The sequence below is a fragment of the Pseudooceanicola sp. DL12 genome (assembly GCF_056270665.1).
This window is the reverse complement of record NZ_CM149884.1, coordinates 1863994-1884351: the sequence shown is the minus strand read 5'-3', so window position 1 is coordinate 1884351 and position 20358 is coordinate 1863994. Positions and strand designations below refer to the sequence as shown.

At 66.9% G+C, this 20358-nt stretch carries 18 protein-coding genes; 7 read left to right on the top strand and 11 right to left on the bottom strand.

The window, feature by feature from the left end; genetic code table 11:
• Positions 1-9: 9 nt before the first annotated feature.
• The 5 genes from lptF to rsmA all read left to right on the top strand — a co-directional run bounded on the left by lptF (position 10) and on the right by rsmA (position 6870).
• Positions 10-1161, top strand: a complete 1152-nt coding sequence (lptF, locus tag AC0WR5_RS08820; protein WP_475868298.1) for an LPS export ABC transporter permease LptF — start codon at positions 10-12, stop codon at positions 1159-1161.
• Positions 1158-2258 carry an LPS export ABC transporter permease LptG gene (lptG, locus tag AC0WR5_RS08815; protein WP_475868297.1) on the top strand — a complete coding sequence of 367 codons (1101 nt, stop codon included), beginning with the start codon at positions 1158-1160 and terminating at the stop codon, positions 2256-2258. The genes lptF and lptG overlap by 4 nt, the downstream gene beginning before the upstream one ends.
• On the top strand, positions 2258-4540 hold the full coding sequence (locus tag AC0WR5_RS08810; RefSeq protein WP_475868295.1) for an LPS-assembly protein LptD: 2283 nt from the start codon (positions 2258-2260) through the stop codon (positions 4538-4540). The genes lptG and AC0WR5_RS08810 overlap by 1 nt, the downstream gene beginning before the upstream one ends.
• Before the next feature lie 194 nt (positions 4541-4734).
• Positions 4735-6027, top strand: a complete 1293-nt coding sequence (locus AC0WR5_RS08805; protein ID WP_475868293.1) for a peptidylprolyl isomerase — start codon at positions 4735-4737, stop codon at positions 6025-6027.
• The gene (gene rsmA / locus AC0WR5_RS08800) at positions 6028-6870 is read left to right on the top strand and encodes a 16S rRNA (adenine(1518)-N(6)/adenine(1519)-N(6))-dimethyltransferase RsmA (RefSeq protein ID WP_475868291.1); all 843 of its coding nucleotides are present in this window, start codon (positions 6028-6030) and stop codon (positions 6868-6870) included. It begins immediately after the preceding gene.
• 12 nt (positions 6871-6882) lie between these two features.
• On the opposite strand, the gene AC0WR5_RS08795 is transcribed toward rsmA, so the two are convergent.
• The 9 genes from AC0WR5_RS08795 to AC0WR5_RS08755 form a co-directional block, all read right to left on the bottom strand.
• Positions 6883-7455: a P-loop NTPase family protein gene (locus AC0WR5_RS08795; protein WP_475868289.1), complete on the bottom strand. Its 573-nt coding sequence runs from the start codon at positions 7453-7455 to the stop codon at positions 6883-6885.
• 275 nt (positions 7456-7730) lie between these two features.
• Positions 7731-8561 (bottom strand): DUF4167 domain-containing protein, encoded by an 831-nt coding sequence (locus AC0WR5_RS08790; RefSeq protein ID WP_475868287.1) that lies wholly within the window; start codon positions 8559-8561, stop codon positions 7731-7733.
• 223 nt (positions 8562-8784) lie between these two features.
• A complete protein-coding gene (gene prmC / locus AC0WR5_RS08785; RefSeq protein ID WP_475868285.1) occupies positions 8785-9615 on the bottom strand; it encodes a peptide chain release factor N(5)-glutamine methyltransferase in 831 nt (276 codons plus the stop codon).
• Positions 9612-10661, bottom strand: coding sequence for a peptide chain release factor 1 (gene prfA / locus AC0WR5_RS08780; protein ID WP_475868283.1), 1050 nt, complete (start codon positions 10659-10661; stop codon positions 9612-9614). Before prfA ends, prmC begins: the two co-directional genes overlap by 4 nt.
• A gap of 74 nt (positions 10662-10735) precedes the next feature.
• Complete coding sequence (locus tag AC0WR5_RS08775; RefSeq protein WP_475868281.1) at positions 10736-11497, bottom strand: DUF1868 domain-containing protein; 762 nt, start codon at positions 11495-11497, stop codon at positions 10736-10738.
• Positions 11498-11635: 138 nt separating this feature from the next.
• Positions 11636-12802 carry an extracellular solute-binding protein gene (locus AC0WR5_RS08770; protein WP_475868280.1) on the bottom strand — a complete coding sequence of 389 codons (1167 nt, stop codon included), beginning with the start codon at positions 12800-12802 and terminating at the stop codon, positions 11636-11638.
• Positions 12803-12824: 22 nt separating this feature from the next.
• Entirely contained in the window at positions 12825-13652 is an 828-nt protein-coding gene (locus AC0WR5_RS08765) for an ABC transporter permease (protein WP_475868278.1), read from the bottom strand.
• Positions 13649-14518 carry an ABC transporter permease gene (locus AC0WR5_RS08760; protein ID WP_475868276.1) on the bottom strand — a complete coding sequence of 290 codons (870 nt, stop codon included), beginning with the start codon at positions 14516-14518 and terminating at the stop codon, positions 13649-13651. The genes AC0WR5_RS08765 and AC0WR5_RS08760 overlap by 4 nt, the downstream gene beginning before the upstream one ends.
• Positions 14515-15576: an ABC transporter ATP-binding protein gene (locus AC0WR5_RS08755; protein WP_475868274.1), complete on the bottom strand. Its 1062-nt coding sequence runs from the start codon at positions 15574-15576 to the stop codon at positions 14515-14517. The genes AC0WR5_RS08760 and AC0WR5_RS08755 overlap by 4 nt, the downstream gene beginning before the upstream one ends.
• A 152-nt stretch (positions 15577-15728) precedes the next feature.
• Here AC0WR5_RS08755 and AC0WR5_RS08750 point away from each other — a divergent pair, with 152 nt between their 5' ends.
• Positions 15729-16883 carry an ROK family protein gene (locus tag AC0WR5_RS08750; protein ID WP_475868272.1) on the top strand — a complete coding sequence of 385 codons (1155 nt, stop codon included), beginning with the start codon at positions 15729-15731 and terminating at the stop codon, positions 16881-16883.
• A 288-nt stretch (positions 16884-17171) separates the two neighbouring features.
• Here the strand turns inward: AC0WR5_RS08750 and speB are convergent, their stop codons facing one another.
• A complete protein-coding gene (gene speB / locus AC0WR5_RS08745; protein WP_475868270.1) occupies positions 17172-18134 on the bottom strand; it encodes an agmatinase in 963 nt (320 codons plus the stop codon).
• A gap of 3 nt (positions 18135-18137) precedes the next feature.
• Entirely contained in the window at positions 18138-19328 is a 1191-nt protein-coding gene (locus tag AC0WR5_RS08740; protein WP_475868269.1) for a M20 aminoacylase family protein, read from the bottom strand.
• A gap of 147 nt (positions 19329-19475) precedes the next feature.
• On the opposite strand from AC0WR5_RS08740, the gene mazG reads away from it, so the two are divergent.
• Positions 19476-20294 (top strand): nucleoside triphosphate pyrophosphohydrolase, encoded by an 819-nt coding sequence (gene mazG, locus AC0WR5_RS08735; protein WP_475868267.1) that lies wholly within the window; start codon positions 19476-19478, stop codon positions 20292-20294.
• Positions 20295-20358 lie beyond the last annotated feature (64 nt).

Here is a 20358-nt window from a genome sequence, read left to right as displayed (position 1 = left end):
AGGCTCACCTTGGCGCGATTCGACAGATACCTGCTGTCGCAACTCATGATGCTGTTCGGCTTCTTCGCCCTGGTGCTGGTTGCAATCTACTGGATCAACAGTGCCGTCCGGCTCTTCGATCAGCTGATCGCGGACGGGCAGACCGCTGCCGTCTTCCTGGAATACACCGCGCTGACCCTGCCGAACGTGATCCGCATCGTCCTGCCGATCGCGGCCTTCGCGGCCTCGGTCTATGTCACCAACCGCCTGTCCTCGGACAGCGAGCTGGTGGTGATGCAGGCCACCGGGTTTTCGCCCTGGCGGCTGGCGCGGCCGGTGTTCTTCTTCGGAATCATCGTGGCGCTGATCATGGGCGTTCTCACGAACTACCTCGTGCCGCGCAGCCAGGAGCAGATACTTGTCCGCAACCGGCAGGTGGCCCAGAACGTCACCGCCCGCATGCTGACCGAGGGCAGCTTCCTGCATCCGGTCGACGGCATCACCTTCTACATCCGCGACATTGCCGAGGACGGCACGCTCGTCGACGTCTTCCTGTCCGATCGCCGTGACCCGGAGCAGCCCCAGACCTTCACCGCCGACCGCGCCTATATCATCAACACCGCCGACCCCGACGAGGTGCCGGCGCCGAAGCTGGTGATGATCGACGGGCTGGCGCAGAACCTGCGGCTGCCCTCGAACCGCCTCTTCACCACCCATTTCGAGGATTTCTCCTATGACATCGGCGCGCTGATCGACCGTGGCACCTTCTCCACCGCCTCGATCCGCAACCTGCCCACGCTGATGCTCCTCCTCGATCCCCAGCATGCCGCCGAACTGACATACCAGGACGTCGGCCGGGCCATTCAGGAGGGTCATGGCCGGATCACCCAGGCCCTGCTCTGCATCGCCGCCGCGATGATCGGGTTCTCGGCCCTGCAGGTCGGCAGCTTCAGCCGCTTCGGCGTCTGGCGACAGATCATCTTCGCCATCCTGCTCCTGGTCATGGTCAAGTTCATCGAGGGGCTGGTGACCGATCCGGTCCGCAAGACCCCCGAGCTCTGGCCCATCCTCTACCTGCCGGCCGCCTCGGGCATGCTGGCCTCGGGCCTGCTGCTGTGGTGGGCGGGCCGGCCCCGGCGGGTGCGCAACAGGCCCCTGCCCGCGCCGGAGGCCTCCACATGAGGCTCGACCGCTACTTCGCCATGCGCTTCCTGCGCAGCGTCCTCGGCATGACCGGCGTGTTCTTCCTGCTCACCACCTCGATCGACATGGTCGAGCACATGCGCAAGCTCGCCTCCGACGATGTCAGCCTCGGCCAGATCCTCGGCCTGGTGGTGCTCAATGCGCCCAAGGGGCTCTACGAATTCCTGCCGCTGATCATCATCCTGGCCACGATCAGCATGTTTCTTGCGCTTTCGCGGTCCTCCGAACTGGTGGTCACCCGTGCCGCGGGGCGCTCTGCGCTGCGCACCCTCATGGCACCCCTTGCGGTTGCGCTCGTCATCGGCATTCTTTCCGTCATCATGATGAACCCCATCGTCGCGGCCACGTCGAAACGCTACAGCGAGCTCTACGAGAACTATCGTAGCGGCGGGGCCGACACGCTGTCGGTCTCCTCCGAGGGGCTCTGGCTGCGCCAGGGCGGCGCCGACGGCCAGACGGTGATCCGCGCGGCCAGCGCCAATGCCGAGGCGACCGAGCTCTTCGACGTCACCATGATCACCTATGGCCCCGGTGGCGGCGGACCGACCCAGCGGATCGAGGCCGCCGATGCCCGCCTCGACGATGGCGCCTGGCTGATGCACGACGTCAAGGTCTGGCCCCTCGACAAGGGCATCAACCCGGAGGCCGGCGCCCAGGAATTCGACAGCTACCGCCTGTCCTCGACCCTGACCGAGGAGCGCATCCGCAATTCCTTCGGCGATCCTTCCGCGATTCCCATCTGGGAACTGCCCGCCTACGTGCGCGACCTCGAAGAGGCCGGCTTCTCGGCCCGCCGTCACGAGGTCTGGTACCAGATGGAGCTGGCCCGGCCGCTCTTCCTGGCCGCCATGGTGCTGATCGGCGCTGCCTTCACCATGCGCCCGGCACGCTTCGGCAAGACCGGCATCTCGGTGCTGGCGTCGATCCTGCTGGGCTTCACGCTTTACTACATCCGGAATTTCGCGCAGGTGCTGGGCGAGAATGGCCAGATCCCGATCATGCTCGCCGCATGGGCCCCGCCCGTGGCGACCGTGCTCCTGGCCGTCGGGATCCTGCTTCAGATGGAGGACGGCTGATGACCGCCCCGCGCCCCGCCCCCCTGGCTTCTTCGGCCCGCGCCCGGCTCCCGGCGACGGTCAGCGCCGCCGCGCTGGCGCTGGCGCTGATGGCGCCCGCTGGCGGCGTACAGGCCCAGACCGCCGCAACAACAGCACAGGCCACCACGACCCAGAACGGCACGACCGCGCTGCCCGACACCGCCGGCACCGGCCCCGCCACGCTGATCGCCGACAAGGTCTACATGGACGGCGACCAACGCCTGGTGGCCGATGGCCATGTCGAGGTGCTGCAGGGCGGCGTCCGCCTGACGGCCAGCCGCGTGGTCTTCGACAATGCCAACGACAAGCTCGAGATCAAGGGCCCGATCACCCTGACCCTCGCCGAGGCCAACGAAGAGCAGACCCTCAACCCCACCACCATCGTCGCCGATGCTGCCGATCTCGATCCCGACCTGCGCAACGGCATCATCCGCGGCGCGCGGCTGATGCTCGGCGACCAGGTCCAGATGGCCTCGGAACAGCTCGCCCGCATCGATGGCCGCTACACGCAACTCTACAAGAGTACCGTATCCTCCTGTCACGTCTGCAACGGCCGTCCGCCGCTCTGGCAGATCCGTGCCAAGAAGGTCATTCACGACGAGGTCGGCCAGCAGATCTACCTGCAGGGTGCCTGGATGGACATCTGGGGCGTGCCGGTGCTCTACCTGCCGCGCCTGCGCCTGCCCGATCCGTCGGTACAACGGGCCACCGGCTTCCTCTTTCCCTCGATCAAGCGCAACTCGCAGCTCGGCACCGGGGTCAAGGTGCCCTATTTCATCGCCATGGGCGATCACAAGGACCTGACCCTCACCCCCTATCTCTCGGCCGACACCAAGACCCTTGAATACCGCTACCGCCAGGCCTTCTCGATGGGCGCCCTGGCGATCACCGGCGCCGGGTCCAGCGACGATCTCGATTCCGCCGATTTCCGTGGCTACCTGAATGCCGCGGGCAAGTTCTACCTGCCCCGCGACTTCGTGCTCGATTTCCACATCGAGGCTGTCTCCGACGACAGCTATCTCTCCGACTACGGCTATTCCGACGAGGACAGGATCGAGAGCATCCTGCGGGTCGGCCGGGCGCGCCGCGACCAGTGGATCGGCGGCCAGCTGACCCATTACCACTCGCTGCGCTCGGACGAGGACGATGCCACCATCCCCTCGATCATCGGCGACGCCAGCATCGAGCAGCGCCTCTTTCCGGGCTATCTCGGCGGCGAACTGCGCCTGAACGCGGGCGTGCATGGGCACTTCCGCTATTCCGAGGTCGATACCGACGACAACAGTGACGGCACCGCCGATGGCCGTGACGTGGCACGTGTCAGCGTCTCGGCCAACTGGCTGCGCGACTGGACGCTGCCCTACGGCATCCGCGCCGCGGTGGTCAGCGGCGTCGCCGTCGATGCCTTCCGCACCTGGCAGGATGCCGATCTGCCGTCGCGACAGGCGGGCGTGACACCCTCCACCGGTCTGACCCTGCGCTGGCCCTGGCAGAAGGTCAGCGCGAACGGCACCTTCCAGGTCATCGAACCGCTGGCACAGGTTGCCTGGACCGGCGGCCATAACCTCGATGTCGCCAACGACGAGAGTACCCTGGTCGATTTCGACGAGGGCAACCTGCTCTCCATGACCTATTTCACCGCCCCCGACCGGCGCGAGCGCGGCTGGCGCGGCGCCTACGGCGTTGCCTACAACCGCTATGGCGCCAAGGGCTGGGCCAGCCATTTCGTCGTGGGCCAGGTGGTGCAGGAGAGCGCGGACGAGAACTTCAGCCAGTCCTCGGGCCTGTCCAGCGCCACCTCCGACCTGCTCGTCGCCTCGCAGATCCAGGCGCCGGGCGGCTGGTCCATCACCGCGCGCGGCCTCTTCGACAGCGATCTCGGCGTCACCAAGGCCGAGGCCCGCGGCGCCTGGGTAAACGACCGGGCGCTCTTCTCCGCCTCCTACGTCTGGCTAGATGCCGACGAGGTCGAGGACCGTCCCGACGTGATCTCCGAGTGGAAACTCTCCGGCAGCTACGAAGTGACCGATCACTGGACCACCTCCGCCTCGGTCCGCTACGACATCGTCGCCGACCGCGCCGCCAAGGCCGGCCTCGGCGTCACCTATTCCAACGAATGCGTCGACGTCACCCTTTCGGCCTCGCGCACCTATACCTCCTCCTCGGTTGTGACCCCCTCCACAGATTTCAGCTTGACGGTGGGCTTGCGGGGCTTCTCCGCGCAGACCAGTGGCGGAACGCCCTCCACCTGCAGGAACTGATTGAGGCGGGAGGCCAAAAGGTTATAGAAAGGCCGGGCAAGCGGCAGCGACCGGGCCCCGCAAGGCCCGGCAAAGACAGGACCAGACGTGACCGGCCCGCCCCTCGGGCAGCCCCGGCACGGGCAAGTAAGGACAGCCGCTGCGCGAACAGGCAGAGCGCAGACCGGCAGAGCGAAGACAGGCAGACAAGAACCATGACAGCGATCAAACGCACGCATATCCGCCCGAGCGCAGTCCAGCGCAGCAGCCGGCGCCCCGGCGCCCTGCTCCGTCGCAGCGCCGCGGCCCTCTTCACCGCTGTCCTGCTCGCGGGCGCCACGCTGCAGCCCGCCATGGTCTCTGCCCAGAGCTTCGGCCCGGCGATCCGCGTCAACGACCAGGTCATCACCCAGTACGAGCTGGACCAGCGCACGCTGCTGCTGCAAATGCTCAACGCCCCCGAGGATCCTGCCAAGCTCGCCCGCGAACAGCTCATCGACGAGCGCCTCAAGAGCTCTGCCGCCAAGCGCTTCGGCGTTACCGCCACGCCCGAGCAGATTGATGCTGGCGTGGCCGAATTCGCCTCCCGCGGCGACCTTAGCCCGGAGGAATTCATCGCGGCGCTCGGCCAGGCCGGCGTCTCCGAGGAGAGCTTCCGCGAATTCATCGCCAACGGCGTGATCTGGCGCACCCTGGTACGGGGCATGTTCGGCTCCAAGGTCGAGGTCTCCGAGGATGACGTCGACCGGGCCATCGCCCAGCAGTCGCGCCCGGGCGGCATCTCGGTGCTGCTCTCCGAGATCTTCATTCCGAACCAGCAGAACCCGGCCGCGGCCGAGGCGCTCGCGATGCAGATCTCGCAGATCGACACGATCGATGCCTTCTCGGCTGCGGCACGGCAATATTCCGCCGCCGGCACCGCCTCCAACGGCGGCCAGCTGGAATGGATGGACCTGTCGAACCTGCCGCCGCAGCTGCAGCCGGTGATCGCCGGCCTGTCCCCGGGCCAGGTCACCGAACCGCTGCAGGTCAGCGGCGCCTATGCGCTCTTCCAGATGCGCGGCGTCCGCGAGACCGGCGTGCCCAAGGCCAGCTATTCCGACATCGACTACGCCATCTACTACATCGACGGCGGTCACTCCCCCGAGGCCATGGCAACCGCCAAGCACATCGAGGACTACACCGACACCTGCAACGACCTCTACGGCGTCGCCAAGGGCCAGCCGGAACAGGTGCTCGAACGCAAGAGCCTGCCGCCTTCGCAGATCCCGCAGGACATCGCGCTTGAGCTGGCCAAGCTCAACCCGAACCAGTTCTCGACCGCGCTCACCCGCAACAACGGGCAAACGCTGGCCCTGCTGATGCTCTGCAGCCGCACCCCCGCGATGCCCTCCGGCCAGGAGGTCGACCGCGCCCAGGTCGTGAACCAGCTGCAGACCAACCGCCTCGCTTCCTTTGCCGAGGGCTACCTGGCGCAGCTGCGCTCCGAAGCGCGGATCGTAGAGTAAATGGCCGCCATCGACGGCCTCCCGCCCCTGCGAGAGGTCATCAACTCGCACGGGCTCACGGCGCGCAAGTCGCTGGGCCAGAACTTCCTGCTCGATCTCAACCTGACGGCCAAGATCGCCCGGCAGGCCGGTGACCTCAGCGCCTGCGACGTGCTCGAGATCGGCCCCGGGCCCGGCGGCCTCACCCGCGGGCTGCTGGCCGAGGGCGCGCGCCACGTGCTCGCCATCGAAAAGGACCACCGTTGCCTGCCCGCGCTCTCCGAGATCGCCGCCCATTATCCGGGCCGCCTCGAGGTGATCGAGGGCGACGCGCTCGAGATCGACCCGCTGGCGCATCTGACGCCGCCGATCCGCATTGCCGCCAACCTGCCCTACAACGTCGGCACCGAGCTCCTCGTGCGCTGGCTGACCCCGCCGGAATGGCCGCCCTTCTGGCAGAGCCTGACGCTGATGTTCCAGCGCGAGGTGGCCGAGCGCATCGTCGCCACCCCGGGCTCCAAGGCCTATGGCCGCCTGGCGCTCCTCGCCTCCTGGCGGGCCGAGGCTCGTATCGCGATTTCCCTTCCGCCAGAGGCCTTTACACCTCCGCCAAAGGTTTCCTCCGCGGTGGTCCACCTGACCGCCCTGCCGGAACCGCGCTATCCGGCCGATCCGAAAATCCTGGAAAACGTCGTGGCCCGCGCCTTCAACCAGCGTCGCAAGATGCTGCGTGCGGCGCTCAAGGGCCTGGTGCCGGATCTCGAGGATCGCCTGCTGGCCTCGGGCATTCAGCCCACCGACCGGGCCGAGACCGTGGGCCTGGAGCAGTTCTGCGCCCTCGCGCGCAACGTTGCGGCGTCCTGACCTGCCAGCGCCCTAACCTGCCAGCGCCCGCGGCAACGCCTCCAGCGCCGCAAGCACCTGCGCCAGAAGGCCCTCGCGGGGCGCCGCGCCATCCAGCCTCAGCACCGGCTGGGCCTGCTCGTCCAGCCAGGCCTCGTGGGCCGTGCGGCTCCGGCCCAGAAAGAAGGGCTGATCGTACTGCGAGGCCCAGTGCATGAATTCGCGGTGGATGTTGTGCATGTCGCCGCTCGGCGCGATCCGGTCGCCATAGCGCGCCGCCTCGCGGGTCTCCAGCCGCGCCTGCCGCACCGGCCAGTCTGCCGTCAGAAACACGATCAGGTCCGCCTCCTCGACCAGCGCGTCACCCCAGCCCATCAGCGACCCGGCCAGCACCCAGCCCTGCGCGAACGCCGCGTCCTGCGCCGCACGGATCATGCGCCGCCTCTCGGGAATGGCCCGCTTGCAGGTAAAGGGGGGATCGGTGGGCTGCCAATAGAAGGCGTCGGTATCGAGCCGGGCAATGCCCAGCTGCGCCGACAACGCCTGTCCCAGGGTCGTCACCCCGGTCCCGGCTGCGCCGGTAATGTGGATACGTGGCTGTCCCATGTCCCGGTATCTCGGTCTGTCCCGATACTCGTATGTCAAACATATCAATAGACGTGGCATTTGCCAACGTGACACGGGGACGCGCCCGAATCCCGGCGATATCCCTCCATTTTCGCCCTCCCCGGCAGGCGCGCTCCGTTCCCCCCTCTGCCGGCCCGGCGGCGCCGGAAAGCGCCCCCCCTCATTACAGGGCGCACTGCGGCCCGGGAGCAAGCGCGCAACAAAAAAGGCGGCCCCACGGACCGCCCTTTTCAATCGTTTCAGCCTGCTGCCGGTTACTCGGCGGCGGTCTGCGAGGCATCGCTGCCGCCGGCCTCGGGCTTGGGCTCACCCTCTGCGGGGGCTGCGGCCTTCTTGCGCGGCGCCCGCTTGCGCGGCGCGGGCTTGTCCTTGTTTTCCGGGGTCTCCACCAGCATCGATTCGCCGTCTTCCTCCGAGGAAGTGTCGATCACGTCGTCGCTGGATTGTGCGGGCTTCCTGCGGCGGGGCTTGGCGGCCTCGCCGTCGCCGCTGGCCTCGGGACCACCCTCGCCGGCGTCGGCCGGTTTCTTGCGCGCGCGACTGCTGCGCTTGGGCTTGTCCTCGGTCTGGGCCTGGGCGCTGTCGCCGGGGGCCTCTGCGGGGCTTTCCGCGGGCGCATCCTGGCCGTTGTCGGCCTTGTGCTGGCCGCCATTGCCGCCATTCCCGTTGCCGTTGCCGTTGCCGTTGCCGTTCTGGCCGCCCTGCTGGGCATTCTGGCCACCGTTGCCGTTGCCATTGCCGCCGTCACGGTCCTGGCGCTGCTGAGAGCGCTCGCGGTCCCGATCCCGGTCGGCCTGACGCTGGCGGTTTTCCTGTTCCTGCTGTTCGCGGCGGTTGTCCTGCTCGCGCTGTGCTTCTCCCAGCATCCGCAGATAGTGTTCCGCGTGCTGCTGAAAGTTCTCCGTGGCAACACGGTCGCCGGCAAGCTGGGCATCACGGGCAAGCTGATTGTACTTGTCGATGATCTGCTGCGGCGTGCCCCGTACCTTGCCCTCCGGTCCCGACGAATCGAAGACGCGGTTGACGATATTGCCGACGGACCGGCTGCGGGACTTGTTCCGCGAACGTGATTTCGAAGATCTCATAAGGTCAGCTGTCCAGCCTTGTTATCGTAAGCTGCCGCTCCGCCCCTCTGCGGTGCCTCATTGCACCGTAAGCGGGATCAGCGGCGTCTGTCTGGCTTGGTATCCGGGGGGAGCGCTTGACATAGAGCATCCGCGTCCCGGATAGCTCCGACTAAACATGCCGGAGCGTGAATGACAAGGGGGAAGTGACAGTTTTAAGCAGATTGCACCGAATAATCGATCTTCACGCCCGTCTGGCACTGACCACCCTGTCCCTGCCATCAAGATCGGGATGCACGATGACCTCTTCAAGGCCCGCCCCCCGGAAAATATCGGCCACGGCGGGGCCCTGCCGGTATCCGATCTCGACGATCAGCCGCCCGCCGGGGCGCAGGAACCGCTCCGCCCCCGCCGCGATCGTGCCATAGGGCGACAATCCGTCGCCCCCCGGCGTCAGCGCCATGCGCGGCTCGTGCAGCACCTCCGGGGACAGGGCCACCATCTCGTCCTCGGTGATATAGGGCGGGTTCGACACGATCAGGTCAAAGGTGCCCTCCACCGCGGCGTACCAGTCCGAGTGCAGGAAAGCCGCCCGCTCCGCCACGCCCAGGCGCGCGGCATTCTCCTGCGCAACCCTCAGCGCGGCCGCGGAGAGATCCGCTGCAACGCCCGTCGCCTCGGGCACGTCCGCCAGCAAGGTCAGCAGGATACAGCCCGATCCCGCCCCCAGGTCCAGCACCCGTTCGAAAGGCTTCGACAGTGCTTCGATCACAAGGCTCTCGGTTTCGGGCCGCGGGTCGAGCACATCCGCCGTCACCCGGAAGGACCGCCCGTAAAAGAGCCGCTCGCCGGTGATATGCGACAGCGGTTCGCGCGCCGCCCGCCGCGCCGCCAGCGCCCGGAAACCGGCCTCCTGTTCCGCGTCGAGCGACGATGGCATCTCCACCACCAGTCGCGCCACCTCGATCCCCAGCAGATGTGCCAGCAGCCGCCGGGCATCGCGCAGCGGACCGTCCACCCCTGCCTCCCGCAGCGTCACCGCCGCCTGCCGCAGCACCTCGGCGGTGGCGGTCATCCCTCTGCCTCGGAGAGCAGCTGCGCCTGGTGATCCGCGATCAGCGCGTCGATCACCTCGTCCAGGTCGCCCTGCATCACCTGGTCCAGCTTGTAGAGCGTCAGGTTGATGCGGTGATCGGTCATCCGGCCTTGCGGGAAATTGTACGTCCGGATCCGCTCGCTGCGATCGCCGCTGCCCACCTGGCTCTTGCGATCCGCGGCACGGGCGTCATCAGCCTTCTGCCGCTCCATGTCGAACAGCCGGTTGCGCAGCACCTGCATGGCGATGGCGCGGTTCTGGTGCTGCGATTTCTCCGAGCTCGTCACCACGATCCCGGTCGGCAGGTGGGTGATCCGCACCGCCGAATCCGTCGTGTTCACGTGCTGGCCACCGGCCCCCGAGGCCCGCATGGTATCGATACGCAAGTCATTGGGATCGATGCGGATATCCACTTCTTCCGCCTCCGGCAGCACCGCCACCGTCGCGGCCGAGGTATGGATCCGCCCGCCGCTTTCCGTGGTAGGCACCCGTTGCACCCGGTGCACGCCGCTCTCGAACTTCAGCCGCGCAAAGACGCCCTCGCCCTTCACCGCGGCCGTCACCTCCTTGATCCCGCCAAGCTCGGTCAGCTGCTGCTCGACAATCTCGAACTTCCAGCCCCGCCCCTCGGCATAGCGCTGGTACATCCGCAGCAGGTCACCTGCGAACAGCGCCGCCTCGTCTCCGCCGGTGCCGGGGCGGATCTCGATCATCGCCGGGCGCCCGTCGGCGGCATCGCGCGGCAGCAGCGCCAGCTGCACCTCGTGCTCCATCTCCGGCAGGCGCGCGCGCAGCCCCGGCAGCTCTTCCTCGGCCAGCGCCTTCATCTCGGGATCGGCGAGCATCTCTTCCGCCTCCCGCAGCTCGCCCTGCAGCGCCTGGTAGGCGCGCACGGCCTCCACCACCGGCTTCAGCTCGGCATATTCGCGGGCCAGAGCGGCGAAATCGCCGCCGCCCTCCGCCATCTTGGCTTCCAGAAATTCGTATCGCCCCGTGATGCGGGCCAGCTTGTCTTCGGAGATCATGGGGCGATGCTGTCCCCCATCCCGGGCATCTGGTCAAGAGGGCGCGCATGTCACGCCCCCCTCCGGCCCGCGTCTCAGCCGATGCGCGCCTGTGTCTCGAAGTGATACATGTCGTCAAAGGTGCAGAATTCCACCGGGCCCAGCTCGATCTGCTGCAGCGCCGGCGCATGGCGGGCAAAGACCTCGCGGAACCGCGCCACCGACTGCGCCGCAACCTCCCGCGGCTGCCAGCGGGCGCGATAGGCCAGCGTGATGTGGAACTGATAGCTGTCGTGATCGGCGCGGTGCAGCCCCGTCATCTCCGCCAGCCGGTCGCGCAGCCCCCAGACCGCGTCAAAGCTCTCGCGGTCGCGCGGCTCCACGTTCACCACGTAGCCGCCGCGCAGCCCCTCGGCCCGGATCCCCATGCGCGCGGGCCCCGTCAGCCCCTCGAGGCCCTGCCCGAACTGCGCGTTGAAGGCCTCCAGAGGCGTGCCCTCGGGCGCGCCCTCGGGCCAGCCGTCCTCGCCCAGCGGGTCCCCCGACACGCCGGAGAATACCGTCATGTGAAAACTGTCAGCCGGCAGAAAGGTGTAATATTGCGCCGAAGGCAGCGCCTTCAGCTCGACCTGCATCTCCCTCAGTGCCGCATGGGCATCCGAGGTGCGGTCGATATGGCAGAGGAAGGTATTGCCCGGGAAAGGCTGCACCGCGCCTTCGGGCGTGAACTTGCCGCCCTCGCCGGGCGCAGAAATCCCGCGCGGCAGCGGCGTGTCAAAGCTCTCTTCCATCAGCAGCCGCATCCAGTAGTCGGCGGGCGCTTCGGTGGGTTCGGGGTGAAAACGGCGGGGGCACATCGGCTTGGTCCTTGTGGCAAGCGCCCCGCCGTATCGGACGACCGTATCGGACGAACCGCTTCGGACGACCGTATCGGACGGGGCGCAGGGATGGTGGCCCGGGCTTCGCGCGGCCCGGGCAGTGTCATGGAGGGCGCCTCAGCGCTCCAGGATCACGTTGTCGACAAAGGCTTCCTTCACCGCGTCGCCAAAGGGCTGTGCCGTGGCCGGCACGCTGAAGGCGCGCTGGCTGTTGGGCAGCAGCGCCGCGCTGTCGTCGGAATTGGCGTTCATCGGCGCGGTGCCGAAGGTCTTGTTGAACATCGTCTGGGTCTCCGGCGAGGTCAGCCAGTTGACGAACACGGCCGCAGCCGCCGGATGCGGGGCGTTCAGCGGGATCGCCACGCCGTTGCCGCCACCCTGCATGCCCATCTCGGGGATGTAGAGCTTGATGTCGTCGCGCACCTCGTTGCTCTTCTGCAGGCTGGCCAGGTGATCTTCCCAGGCCGGCGCCATCCACAGCTCGCCATCGCTGATGCGGATGATGTTGTCGGCGTTCGAGGCCGTGATCACATAGTCCTGAGCGTCCTCGTTGAAGAGGTCGAACCCGGGCTTCAGCGCCTCCAGCTTGGCGTCGGTCACTTCACCGTCGTTGAAATCCACGTCGGCTTCATTGCGCAGCATCGCCTGGTAGAAGGCCGGGCCCGAGCCGCCGTTCTCGTAGTTGAAGCCGAACTTGCCGGGGTTGGCCTTCCAGAAGGCGGCAAACTCCTCGGGGGTCTGCGGCAGGTCGTCACCGCTGATCTTGGCCGGATCATAGGCGACGCCGGTCTGGTTGCCCCAGTAGGGCAGCACGTAGCCGTTGAAATCGACGCCGCCGATGTCGGTCTTGCGGCCGTCGTCCTCGGGCAGGATGTCGCCCAGTGCGGCAAAGGTGGCCGGCTGGTCGAGGGTCTGGAACTCGCCCCAGCCCCAGGAGAAGGCATCGATGTCACCGATCTCGCGGTTGCGTTCGGCCAGCATCTTGTCGGAATTGCCGGCGGCCGTCCCCTCGGGGATCGTCACGTCGATTCCGTATTTCTTTTCAAATGCTTCCACAGCATTTCTAAAGTCGTCCTGATAGTACCAGACATACCAGGTCATCTGGCCTTCCTGCTTGGCCTGGGCGACGATCTCGTCCCAGCTCATGCCGCTCAGGTCACTTGCGGTGGCTCCGGTCTGGGCGCTCGCGGCACCGGCGGTCACGGCGATGGCCGCAACGGTGGAAAGGATGGTCTTCAGCATGGAAATCTCCATCAGCTTTGCAATGTAATGAACTGTATTCACGTCGGTTTCTTGCTTTTGCCACCTACCCCTTGCCGGAAGAGAGCGTGGGGTTGGCGGATTTCATCAGCCGTTCCAGGATCAGCATCAGGATCACGTTCGGAACGACCAGGATCAGCGACAGCACCGCGGCATTGGGCCGGACGTAATCCTGCCCCAGCGCCGAGAAGAGCAGCGTCGGGATGGTCACCACGTCGGGGCTGCCGACAATGAAGGCGATGGCGAATTCCTCGATCGACTGGATGAAGACGATCAGCAGCGTGGCGCTTATCCCCGGCTTCAGCGCCGGCAGATAGGCCGCCTGGAAACGCGCCCAGGGGCTGGCGCCCAGGTCCCGCGCGGCCTCGATATGGTCATCGCGCACCTGCTCGAAACTCACCGTCAGGATGCGGATCGCATAGGGCAGCGCCAGCACCGCATGGGCAAAGACGATCCCCGTCACCCGCCAGCTTGCCAGCCCGAGCTGGAAGAGCAGAGAGGTAAAGAAGAGCGCCACCACGAAACCCGGCACCACCAGCGGCAGCAGGCAGAGGATCTTGGCCACCTCCCGCCCCGCGAACTCGATCCGGCCAAGCGCATAGGCCGTGGGCATCGCCAGGCAGAGCGACAGGATCGCCGCCATCGGCGCCAGCCCGTAGGAGGTCAGCAGAGCGCGCTTCAGCGAGGAATGCTGCCACATGTCGGTCCAGCGCGCGAAGGACATCTCCGGCGGCAGCAGGCTGTCCGCGGTCCAGGGCTGCGACGGGTCCACCAGCGACCAGAGGACCGCCATCCCGAAGGGCAGCACCAGCCACAGGATGCACACCCCCAGCAGCAGCACCATCAGCGCGGTGTTCAGGCGTTTCATCGTCATTTCAGCCGCCCCCGCAGGATCCAGCGGCTGCCGAGCGCCAACAGGGCCGCCCCACCGAGCGCCGCCACCATCTGCGCCACCCCGATCACCGCGGCCGAGTTCCAGTCGCCCCGGTCCTTGAAGAACAGCATCAGCTGGCTCAGCGACTGCTTGTTGGTTGGCCCCGCGATCACCTGGAAGGAATAATCCGACAGCGCCCCGATGAAGATGATGATCAGCGCCGCCTGCATCGCGCTCACCGAGAGCGGCGCGATCACCCGCCGGAACCGCGCCCAGCTGCCCGCGCCCAGGTCGCGCGCCGCGTCGAGGATGTCATCGCCGATCCCCTGCACCGCGCCCGTCAGCAGCAGCAGCGCAAAGGGCATCTGCTTCCACACCTGCAGGATCACCACCGCGATCCCGTGGCTGTCGTTCTGCAGCCGCCGCGGCCCGTCCCAGAGGCCAAGCCATTGCATCACCTGGTTCAGCAGCCCGTGGTAGGCGATCAGGTTCACGAAGAGAAAGGCCGCCACCAGCCCGTGCACCAGCAGCGGCGCCTTCAGGATCGCCCCCACCGTCATCGAGCCGCGAAACGGCTTTCTCAGCCACATGGCCAGCGGATAGGCCAGTGCCACGGAGATCACCGCGCTCACCAGCCCGATCGTCAGCGAATAGCGCAGGCTGCGCGCAAAGGCCTTGCGCCCCAGCATGTCGGACCAGAATTCCAGGTCAAAATGGCTCTCGCCGCGCAGGTTGTAGAACCCCATGCTCTGCGCCACGGCCATGAAGACCACCGTGCCGATCAGCCCCAGGATCAGCCCAAGCCCCGGCGTCAGCAGCGCCAGAAGCACCAGACGGTCGCGCCAGCTTCGCCGCACGGCGCTCATGCCCGCCCCTCCAGCAGGATCAGGTCCTCCGGCGCCACCGCCAGATCGAGCCTGTCGCCCACCCGCGCCGCGCTGCGCCCGGGCTGCAACCGATAGGTGATGCCCGCCGTCTCGGCCAGCAGGTCGGTAAAGGCCCCCTGGAAGGCGCGATGCCGCACCACGCCACTGAACCGGTTCAGCATCCCCTCGGCCGCGCCGCCCATGCGCACCGTCTCGGGCCGCCAGCAGAGGCTCACCTCGCGCCCGACAGGCGCCGTCCCCGCGCCGGCCAGCAGCGTGCCCAGCCCGGTTTCCACCCGCCACAGCCCCGCACCGGCGGGTTCCACCACCCGCCCCGTCAGGATGTTCGCGTCCCCGATGAAATCCGCCACGAAGGGCGTGCGGGGCCGGTCATAGAGCTCCTCGGGGCTCGCCGCCTGCTCCACCTGTCCCGCGTTCATGACAAAGATCCGGTCCGACATGGCCAGCGCCTCGCTCTGGTCATGGGTCACGTAGATCGCCGTCAGCCCGTGGTCCTGCTGGATTCGCCGGATCTCGATCCGCACCTGGTCGCGCAGCCGGGCATCCAGGTTCGAAAGCGGCTCGTCGAACAGGATCACCCCCGGCCGCATCACCAGCGCCCGGCCCAGCGACACCCGTTGCTGCTGCCCGCCCGAGAGCTGGTTCGGCAGCTTGTCCATCTGCGCGCCCAGGTCCAGCGTCTCGGCCGCCTGCGCCACCCGCGCCTCGCGCTCCGCCGCCGGCAGGCCCTTCTGGCGCAACCCGAATTCCAGGTTGCCGCGCACGCTCAGGTGCGGAAACAGCGCATAGGACTGAAAGCAGAGCGCCGTGTCGCGCTTCTCCGGCGGCACCCGGGTGATATCGGCCCCGCCGAGCAGGATCCGCCCGCCGCTGGGCACCAGGAAGCCCGAGATCATCTTCAGCAGGGTCGTCTTGCCACAGCCCGAGGGCCCCAGCAGGGTGATGAACTCGCCCTGCTTCACCTCGAAACTGACCTCCTTCACGGCGGTGAAATCGCCAAAGCGCATGGACAGGGTCTCTGCCGTCAATCCGTTCATGGGGCACCTCTTCCGCCGGGCCTCCTGCCCGAGTCGCGCCTTTATTACCCACCTTGAGTGAAATTCTTGTGACAGGGTGGAAAGGTCCGAGACGCGCCCCCTGCCGCGGGCTATGCTCCGCGCAACCACGACGACGGGAGAATGCAGGCCACATGACCTTTCCTCAGGCGGCAGACAGCGACGGCCTCTTTGCCATCGGGGCCAGCGGTGCCCGACTGCTCGATGCGGTGCGGCGCATCGGGCCGGTGGCCCGCTCCGGCCTGCCCGGGCCCACCTATCTCTCGCAGCAGAGCGTGCACCGCCTGGCCGAGGACCTGCTGGCGCGGGGGCTGCTTCAGGCCGAGGCGCCCCGCATCGCCGGCCGCGGCAAGCCCAGCCCGCGCCTCGCGCTCTGCCCGTCTGGCGCCTACGGCCTCGGCCTGGCCCTCGACACCGACGCGGTGCGCATCGCGGTGACCAACCTGACCGGAGAAATCCTCTCCCATGCCACCCTCGCCGCCCCGCCCAATGATCCCGATGCGGTCTGCGCCGAAGCCCGCCGCGCCTTTGCCGGTCAGATAGCCGCGCTCGATCTGCCCCGCGCCCGCATTGCCGGGCTCGGCATTTCCGTCCAGGGCTTTCGCCAGGCGCGTGGCACCGCCTTCATCACGCCCGAGCCGCTCGACCGCTGGACCAATCTCGACATCGGCCGGCTCTTCTCAGGGCTGATCACGGCCGAACGGCATCGTGCGCTGCCCGCCATGGCCGAGAACAACGCCAACCTTGGCGCCGTGGCCGAGCTCTGGGCCGGTGCCGGGCGCGAGCACGACAGCTTTGCCTACCTGTCATTCAACCTGGGCTTCGGCGGCGGCGTGGTGATCGACGGCACGCCCTGGCGCGGGCATCACCTGAACGCGGCCGAGGTCTCCTCGATCTACGCCGAGGCGGAATTTCCGCGCCGTCCCACGCTCGGGTTGCTGCTCGCGATGCTTCAGGAGGACGGGCTGGACATCGCCAGCGTCGGCGCGCTTCGCGCCCGCTACGACCCCGCCTGGCCCACGCTCGACCGCTGGCTGGCCTGCGTCACACCGGCGCTGAACCAGATGGTGCGTGCCCTCACCGGCATCATCGACCCATCGGCCATCGTCTTCGGCGGCGAAGCCCCTCTCGACCTGCGCCAGCGCCTGGTCGCCGCGGTCGATCCCCGCGCGCCCGACCGCATCGGCCGCCCGATCCCGGCGCCGGCGATCCTGGCCAGCGCCATCGAGACGGATCCCTCCGTGCTGGGTGCCGCCCTTCTGCCGATCCGGATGCGCCTCTTCGCCTGAGACCGCCAGCGAAAAGGTGGGGGCTCTGCCCGCGTCTCCCTTCGGGAGCCTCCGGGGGTATTTCCGACAAGAAAATGAGAGCACCTGGCACTCCCATTTTCTTGTCTCGACTATCCCCGCCGGAGGCTTCGCGACGCGCCTGCGCGCCGCGAAATCCCGCAAAACGGCACCGACGCAATACCGACGCGATACCGACGTAATACCGACGTTGGAATCCGGCCTTTTCAGCGGCTTAAAAATATTCCACTTTCGGAATACCGACGTGCATTTCGGGGTGGTTCCGCGGCCCTATTTCCGACGGTTCCAGCACCAGAGGCAGATCAGCTCCATCGCCACATGGGCGCCGGCGATCGCCGTTGCCCCGGTGGTGTCGAAGGGCGGAGAAACCTCAACGATATCACCCCCTTGCATGTTGATCCCCGCAAGGCCCCGCAGGATCGCCGCGGCCTGGGCGCTCGACAGGCCGCCCCAGACCGGGGTGCCGGTGCCGGGCGCAAAGGCAGGGTCCAGGCAATCGATGTCGAAGGTCAGGTAGACCGGCCTGTCACCGACAATCTCGCGCACCTTCTCGGCGGTCTTTTTTGCCCCGATTTCATGCACTTCCGGGGCGTCTATGATGTTCATTCCCCAGCTGTCGTCATTGACCGTGCGGATGCCGATCTGCACGCTGGTGGCCGGGTCGATCAAGCCCAGCTTGATGGCCTTGTAGAACATCGTGCCGTGGTCGATCCGGGACATGTCGTCGTCCTGCCAGGTGTCGGAATGGGCATCGAAATGCACCAGCGACATCGGCCCGAACTTCTCTGCGTAAGCCTTTAGAATCGGGAAAGAAATATAATGATCGCCTCCCAAGGCGATGCTGCCTGCGCCCTGGTCCAGGATGCCCCGGACATGGGCCGTGAGCGTGTCCGGAAACTCGCTGACCTTGGCGTAGTCGAAGGCCAGGTCGCCATAGTCCGCGATGGCGAATTCACCCAGCGGATCGAACCCCCAGCCATAGGGCGGATCATAGGGTTGCAGGGTCGAGGCCTCGCGGATTGCCCGCGGCCCCAGCCGCGTGCCCGTGCGGTTGGTCACCGCCTGGTCAAACGGCACGCCCGTCACCGCAAGGTCATAGCCCGAGAGGTCCTTGGTGTACTTGCGCCGCAGGAAGCTGGGCGCCCCACCAAAGGCATTCTCGAAACTCAGGCCGCGCGAGCTATCCCGCGTAAACGCCTGATCTACCTGCGTCTTTGCATCTTCAAGCGCCATCCGTCACGCCTCCTCGGAAAGTCTGCTGTCATCACCGAGCGGCAGCGCCGTCTCGATCAGCCGGGCAAAGAAGCTGGCGCCGATGGGCGCGATGCGATCGTTGAAATCATAGGTCGTCTGGTGCACCGCGGCGGTATCGCCCTGGCCCAGGAACAGGAAGGCCCCTGGCCGCGCATTCAGCATGAAGGAGAAATCCTCCGCCCCCATCTCGCGGCCCTGATCCCAGAGCACCATCTTGTCGCCAACCAGGTCCCGGGCGATGTCGGCGGCAAAGGCCGCCTTCTCGGCGTTGTTGACAGTCGCAGGGTACCAGCGCTCGTAAATCAGTTTGGCTTCAACACCATAGGCCGCTGCCTGCCCCTTGACGATCTCGTTCAGGCGACGCTCGACCATGTCCTGCACCCGGGGATCATAGGTGCGAACCGTGCCGTTGATATAGGCGGTCTCCGGGATGACGTTCTCTGCGCTGCCGGTATGGATCTGGGTGATCGAGACCACCAGGTCCTCCAGCGGGTTGTGATTGCGCGACAGGATCGTCTGGATCGCGCCCACGATGCCCAGCACGGCCGGGATCGGATCGCGGGTCTCGTGCGGGTTGGCTGCATGCCCGCCCACGCCCTTGATGTGGATATGGATCGTGTCCACCGCCGCCATGAGCGGGCCCGGCGTCGTCATGAAGGCGCCCTCGGTCAGCCCCGGCGCATTGTGCAGCGCGTAGACCTCGGCGATGTCGAAACGGTCCATGATGCCGGCCTCGACCATCCGCCCGCCGCCGCCACCGTCCTCTTCGGCCGGCTGGAAGATCAGCGCGACGCGGCCTGCGAAATTCCGTGTCTCTGCAAGGTACTTGGCCGCCCCGAGCAACATGGAGGTATGGCCATCGTGACCGCAGGCATGCATCTTTCCGGCCACCTTGGAGGCGTATTCCGCACCGGTTTCCTCGTCCATGGGCAGCGCGTCCATATCGGCCCGCAGACCGATGGTGGGGCCTTCGGCCTTGCCGTTGATGATCGCCACGATGCCGGTTTTCGCGATCCCCTCGTGCACGGCATCGACGCCGAATTCACGCAGTCGCTCGGCCACGAAGGCTGCGGTTTCATGACAGTCGAACCCCAGCTCCGGGTTCATGTGGATGTGTTTTCGCCAGCCCTCCATTTCGGGGGCAAGACCGGCGATTCGATTGATGACGGGCATCTGGGCGCTCCGGTAAATTGTCCGGGAGAGACTGGCCTTTCCGCATTCCGGGTGCAAGCGCCGGCGAACCCCGGCGACGCGAGGTCTTGGCATGGTCACTGCGCCGCCACTGCGCTAGTCTGCCGGCGAAGCAGACCCGAGGCCCCCATGTCCGACATTCCCCACGATCACAACCTGCCGCAGATCGACCGCCTGCGCGCCATCATGCGCCGCCTGCGGGATCCCGAAACCGGCTGCCCCTGGGACATAGAACAGGATTTCGCCTCGATCGCTCCCTACACGATCGAGGAAGCCTACGAGGTCGCCGATGCAATCGAGCGCGGCGAGATGGAAGAGCTGAAGAGCGAGTTGGGTGACCTTCTGCTGCAGGTGGTCTTTCACGCTCAAATGGCTGACGAAGCAGGACATTTCAGCTTTGAAGACGTTGCAAAGGCCGTCTCGGACAAGATGGTGTTCCGGCACCCCCACATCTTCGGCGACGAGAGCCGAGACAAGAGCGCGGCACAACAGACCGTCGACTGGGAACGCATCAAGGCCGCGGAACGAGCTGCCAAGCAGGAGACACGCGTGCTTGATGGCGTGGCCATGGGGCTGCCGGCCCTGATGCGCGCAGTCAAGCTGCAGAAGCGTGCGGCGCGTGTGGGCTTTGATTGGCCCGAGATCGGCATGGTCCTCGACAAGATCACGGAGGAAGCGGCCGAGCTGGTCGAGGCCCGGGATCAGATGACACAGGCCGAGGTCGAGGACGAGTTTGGCGACCTGCTCTTTGTCATGGCCAACCTGGCGCGGCACATGGGTGTTGATCCGGAGGTCGCATTGCGCGGTACAAATGCCAAATTCACGCGCCGTTTCAACGCTATAGAAGATGCGCTGGGCGCACGGGGCAAGGCCCCGCAGGACAGTTCACTCGAGGAGATGGATGCCCTCTGGGACGCCGCAAAGGCCTCCGAGCGGGCCGCGGAGTAGCCTGCCGGATTGACCGGCAGCTCGCCGCAAGGTTTAACCGCGGCAAATCGGTTCTGTGACAGGA

Excerpts from the sequence above, each read along its gene's own strand:
- lptG (WP_475868297.1), top strand. The coding sequence starts at position 1,158 with ATGAGGCTCGACCGCTACTTCGCCATGCGCTTCCTGCGCAGCGTCCTC.
- AC0WR5_RS08810 (WP_475868295.1), top strand. The coding sequence starts at position 2,258 with ATGACCGCCCCGCGCCCCGCCCCCCTGGCTTCTTCGGCCCGCGCCCGG.
- AC0WR5_RS08805 (WP_475868293.1), top strand. The coding sequence starts at position 4,735 with ATGACAGCGATCAAACGCACGCATATCCGCCCGAGCGCAGTCCAGCGC.
- rsmA (WP_475868291.1), top strand. The coding sequence starts at position 6,028 with ATGGCCGCCATCGACGGCCTCCCGCCCCTGCGAGAGGTCATCAACTCG.
- AC0WR5_RS08795 (WP_475868289.1), bottom strand. The coding sequence starts at position 7,455 with ATGGGACAGCCACGTATCCACATTACCGGCGCAGCCGGGACCGGGGTG.
- AC0WR5_RS08790 (WP_475868287.1), bottom strand. The coding sequence starts at position 8,561 with ATGAGATCTTCGAAATCACGTTCGCGGAACAAGTCCCGCAGCCGGTCC.
- prmC (WP_475868285.1), bottom strand. The coding sequence starts at position 9,615 with ATGACCGCCACCGCCGAGGTGCTGCGGCAGGCGGCGGTGACGCTGCGG.
- prfA (WP_475868283.1), bottom strand. The coding sequence starts at position 10,661 with ATGATCTCCGAAGACAAGCTGGCCCGCATCACGGGGCGATACGAATTT.
- AC0WR5_RS08775 (WP_475868281.1), bottom strand. The coding sequence starts at position 11,497 with ATGTGCCCCCGCCGTTTTCACCCCGAACCCACCGAAGCGCCCGCCGAC.
- AC0WR5_RS08765 (WP_475868278.1), bottom strand. The coding sequence starts at position 13,652 with ATGACGATGAAACGCCTGAACACCGCGCTGATGGTGCTGCTGCTGGGG.
- AC0WR5_RS08760 (WP_475868276.1), bottom strand. The coding sequence starts at position 14,518 with ATGAGCGCCGTGCGGCGAAGCTGGCGCGACCGTCTGGTGCTTCTGGCG.
- AC0WR5_RS08755 (WP_475868274.1), bottom strand. The coding sequence starts at position 15,576 with ATGAACGGATTGACGGCAGAGACCCTGTCCATGCGCTTTGGCGATTTC.
- AC0WR5_RS08750 (WP_475868272.1), top strand. The coding sequence starts at position 15,729 with ATGACCTTTCCTCAGGCGGCAGACAGCGACGGCCTCTTTGCCATCGGG.
- speB (WP_475868270.1), bottom strand. The coding sequence starts at position 18,134 with ATGGCGCTTGAAGATGCAAAGACGCAGGTAGATCAGGCGTTTACGCGG.
- AC0WR5_RS08740 (WP_475868269.1), bottom strand. The coding sequence starts at position 19,328 with ATGCCCGTCATCAATCGAATCGCCGGTCTTGCCCCCGAAATGGAGGGC.
- mazG (WP_475868267.1), top strand. The coding sequence starts at position 19,476 with ATGTCCGACATTCCCCACGATCACAACCTGCCGCAGATCGACCGCCTG.